3 protein-coding genes are annotated in these 3,683 nt (G+C 68.9%); 1 reads left to right on the top strand and 2 read right to left on the bottom strand.

The features are described from left to right. Window positions 1-50: 50 nt before the first annotated feature. Complete coding sequence (gene aceA / locus VHB27_RS04095; protein WP_325597656.1) at window positions 51-1,403, bottom strand: isocitrate lyase; 1,353 nt, start codon at window positions 1,401-1,403, stop codon at window positions 51-53. 160 nt (window positions 1,404-1,563) lie between these two features. Between aceA and VHB27_RS04090 the strand changes: the two genes are divergently transcribed. Continuing rightward, window positions 1,564-2,964, top strand: a complete 1,401-nt coding sequence (locus VHB27_RS04090) for a helix-turn-helix domain-containing protein (RefSeq protein WP_325597655.1) — start codon at window positions 1,564-1,566, stop codon at window positions 2,962-2,964. A gap of 537 nt (window positions 2,965-3,501) precedes the next feature. Here the strand turns inward: VHB27_RS04090 and VHB27_RS04085 are convergent. Further along, window positions 3,502-3,683 (bottom strand): hypothetical protein (locus VHB27_RS04085; protein WP_325597654.1); only part of this gene is annotated, 182 nt, incomplete at its 5' end.

Here is a 3,683-nt window from a genome sequence, read left to right as displayed (position 1 = left end):
GCCGCGGCCGGCCCCTCCCGGACGCCCCCATCTTGTCGGGCCGGAGGCCCTTACTTCGCCGCCACGGCCTGGCCGTGCGCGTGCGCCTGGCCGTTCACCTCGGCCGGCCCGTCGCCGTGGAACTGCGCCGCCTCGGTCGAGCCGGCGAACGCCGTGGTCGAGGACTTGCCGCCCGAGACCGCCATCGCGACGGCGTCGAAATAGCCGACCCCGACCTCCCGCTGGTGGCGGGTCGCGGTGTAGCCTTCGGCCTCGGCCGCGAACTCGGCCTGCTGCAGTTCGGAGTAGGCCGCCATCCCATGCTCCCGGTAGCCGCGGGCGAGGTTGAACATCGACAGGTTCAGGCTGTGGAAGCCGGCCAGCGTCACGAACTGGAAGCGGTAGCCCATCCGCCCGATCTCCCGCTGGAAGGCGGCGATCTTCGCGGGCGCCAGCTTCTTGCGCCAGTTGAAGCTGGGCGAGCAGTTGTATGCCAGCATCTTGCCGGGGAATTCGCGGTGGATCGCGTCGGCGAACCGTTCGGCTTCCTTCAGGTCCGGCTCGCTCGTCTCCCACCACAGCAGGTCGGAGTAGGGCGCATAGGCCAGGCCGCGGGCGATCGCGTAGTCGTTGCCGACGCCGGGCCTGATGCGGAAGAAGCCTTCCGCCGTGCGCTCCCCGGACAGGAACGGCCGGTCGCGCTCATCGACGTCCGAGGTCAGCAACTGCGCCGACTGGGCGTCGGTGCGGCACAGCAGGACGGTGTTCACGCCCTCGGTGTCGGCCGCCATGCGGGCGGCGTTCAGGGTGCGGATGTGCTGGCTGATGGGCACCAGGACCTTGCCGCCCAGGTGGCCGCACTTCTTTTCCGAGGCGAGCTGGTCCTCGAAATGCACGCCGGCGGCGCCGGCCTCGATCATCGCCTTCATCAGCTCGAACGCGTTCAGCGGCCCGCCGAAGCCGGCTTCCGCGTCGGCGATGATGGGCGCCATCCAATAGGTATCGTCGCGTCCGCCCTCTTGCCGGGCGATCTGGTCGCAGCGGCGCAGGGCGTTGTTGATGCGGCGGACCACGGTGGGAACGGAGTCGACCGGGTACAGCGACTGGTCCGGATACATCTGCCCCGCCGAGTTGGCGTCGCCGGCCACCTGCCAGCCCGACAGGTAGATCGCCTTCAGCCCGGCCTTGACCTGCTGCACCGCCTGGTTGCCGGTCAGCGCGCCCAGCGTCGGCACGAAGGGCTCCGTCTTCAGCAGGTGCCACAACCGAGCGGCACCCATCTCGGCGAGCGTGTGACGCACGCGAAAGCTGCCGGACAGGCGCTCGACATCCGCCGGGGTGTAATCGCGGCGAATCCCGGCAAACCGTTCCGGATCGCCGACGGACGACAGGCCATCGGGGGCATAGAGGGGCGAAGTGCGCATGATCTCGTCCTTTGCTGTAAGGGGCGCACCGGGATCGGTCCCGGTGGTGAGTGAATTATTGACATGCGCTGCGCTGCAAAAAAGTCTAAACGCTTGTGAAGACGTGCAATCCTGTCGCTGACTTCACTGAATGGCGGCTGATTTTGTAAAGGGTGTAAACATGAGCCGGACGCTGATCGGTCGCACCGTCCGCCGCCTGCGGACCGAACGCGACCTCTCCCAGCAATCCCTCGCCGCGCGGCTGGGCATCTCCGCCAGCTACCTGAACCTGATCGAACACGACCAGCGCGCCGTCACCGCCTCCCTGCTGATCAAGCTGGCCGAAACGCTGCGGGTCGACCTGGCGGAACTGTCCGGCACCCATGAACGCCAGGTCGCCGTCGGCCTGCGCGAGGCGTTCGGCGATCCGCTGCTGGGCGAGGACGCCGTCCCGGACGCCGAGGTCGAGGCGCTGGCCGCCGGCAGCCCCAATGCCGCCCGCGCGGTGCTGGCGATGTACCGCGCCTGGCGGGTGGCGCGGGAGGACGCGACCGGCATCGCCCTGCCGTCCGGCCGGCGCATCCTGCTGCCGAACGAGGAGGTCCGCGACTTCTTCGACAACCACGCCAACCATTTCCCCGCCCTGGAGGACGCGGCCGAATCGCTGGCGGCCGACCTCGCCCCCGGTGCGCCGGCCGAGATGAACCACGCGATCGCCGAACGCCTGCGCAGCCGCCACGGCGTGCGGGTCACGGTGCAGCCGCTGGAGGCCGCGCTGCGCCGCTATGACCCGGCGACCCGCAGCCTGGCCCTGTCGGAGTCGCTGCCGCGGGAGAGCCGAGGCTTCCACATGGCCTTCCAACTGGCGATGCTGGAGGCGCGGGACGCGGTCGAAGGGGTGCTGGCCCAGGCCAATGCCTCGACCCCGGAAGCGGCGATGCTGCTCCGGATCGGGCTGCTGAACTACGTCGCCGGCGCGCTGGTCATGCCCTATGGCCCGTTCCTGCAGGCGGCCGCCGGCCTGCGCTATGACATCGAGGCGCTCGCCGCGCGCTTCGGCGTCTCTTTCGAGCAGGCCTGTCACCGCGTCTCCACCCTGCAGCGCATCGGCGCTCGGGGGGTCCCGTTCTTCTTCGTGCGGGTCGATCCGGCGGGGAACGTCTCCAAGCGGTTCAGCGCGGCGGGGTTTCCGTTCGCCCGCTTCGGCGGGTCGTGCCCGCGCTGGGTGGTGCACACGGCGTTCGCCCAGCCGGGGACGGTGCAGGTGCAGGTGGCGGAACTGCCGGACGGGGCGGCGTTCCTGTGCTTCGCGCAGGCGCTGACGCAGCCGGTGGTGCGCTGGGGGGAGCCTCGGCCGACCTATGTCGTGGCCATGGGCTGCGCGTTGGGCAACGCGTCCGAGGTCGTCTATGCCGACGGGCTGGACCTGGAGCGCGCTCGGGTCGGGATCGGCCTGTCCTGCCGGCTGTGCGACCGCCCGGATTGCGGCAGCCGCGCGTTCCCGCCGCTGGAGCATCGGCTGAGCCTGGATCCGCTGACGACGGGGGCCAGTCCCTATCGGTTCGAGCCGAACCGCGGATAGCGGGGTTTCGGGCCGCAGATGCGAAGGAAGGGGGCAGAAAAAGAAAGCCCCCGGTCAAAGGCCGGGGGCAAGTATACAGGGAGGCTTCACGTCTGGGAGACGCAGGGACCCTCAGGCCCCTTTCCAGCGACAAGCGCTGGAACTCTGACGGCGCCTTGACTTTTCAACGCACCGCCGTAACTCGTGAGGCGTTGGTAGACCTCTGGTGGGGCGACGACCATCCCCAAAAACCGGCAGCTTCCATGCTCGCTCCGCATATCTGTGGATAGGTGTCATCGAACGATGCATATCTGCACTGCACAATGAGATTGTTGGGCAGGCAGTGCGCATATCTTTTGGTCAACGGCGGTCTGGGGATTACCGCTGTATGGCCGGACTGTCGGGCGGCGCGTCTGGTCAGACACATGTCGTGACGGCACGTTCCGTGGCGGCGTGCCTGGTGTTCGCACGGGTTTTTGCGCCGGTCTTTTTTGCGCCGGTCTTTTTTTGCGCCGGGGAATCCGTCGCGCCGGGATCCGCGCGCAGACCGGGCCGCCGCTAGGCCCCGGCCTGTCCGCCCGCCCGTTCGGCGGCGTTGGGGTCCCGCAGGAACTGCAGGAACGCGTCGTTCCAACTCAGCCCCTTGGCCTCGGCATAGGCGGTGATCGCCTCGACATCGGCGGTCACCGTCGGGTCGTTCATCGCGGCGTCCATGATCGCCCCGATTTCCGCCGAGATCT

Origin of the sequence: Rhodopila sp. (assembly GCF_035548235.1) — a bacterium.
GTDB lineage: Bacteria > Pseudomonadota > Alphaproteobacteria > Acetobacterales > Acetobacteraceae > Rhodopila.
Note: the sequence above shows the minus strand (reverse complement) of the source record. Positions and strands in the feature narration are given on the sequence as shown.

Coding starts and splice junctions, on each gene's coding strand:
- aceA (WP_325597656.1), bottom strand. CDS start 1,403: ATGCGCACTTCGCCCCTCTATGCCCCCGATGGCCTGTCGTCCGTCGGC.
- VHB27_RS04090 (WP_325597655.1), top strand. CDS start 1,564: ATGAGCCGGACGCTGATCGGTCGCACCGTCCGCCGCCTGCGGACCGAA.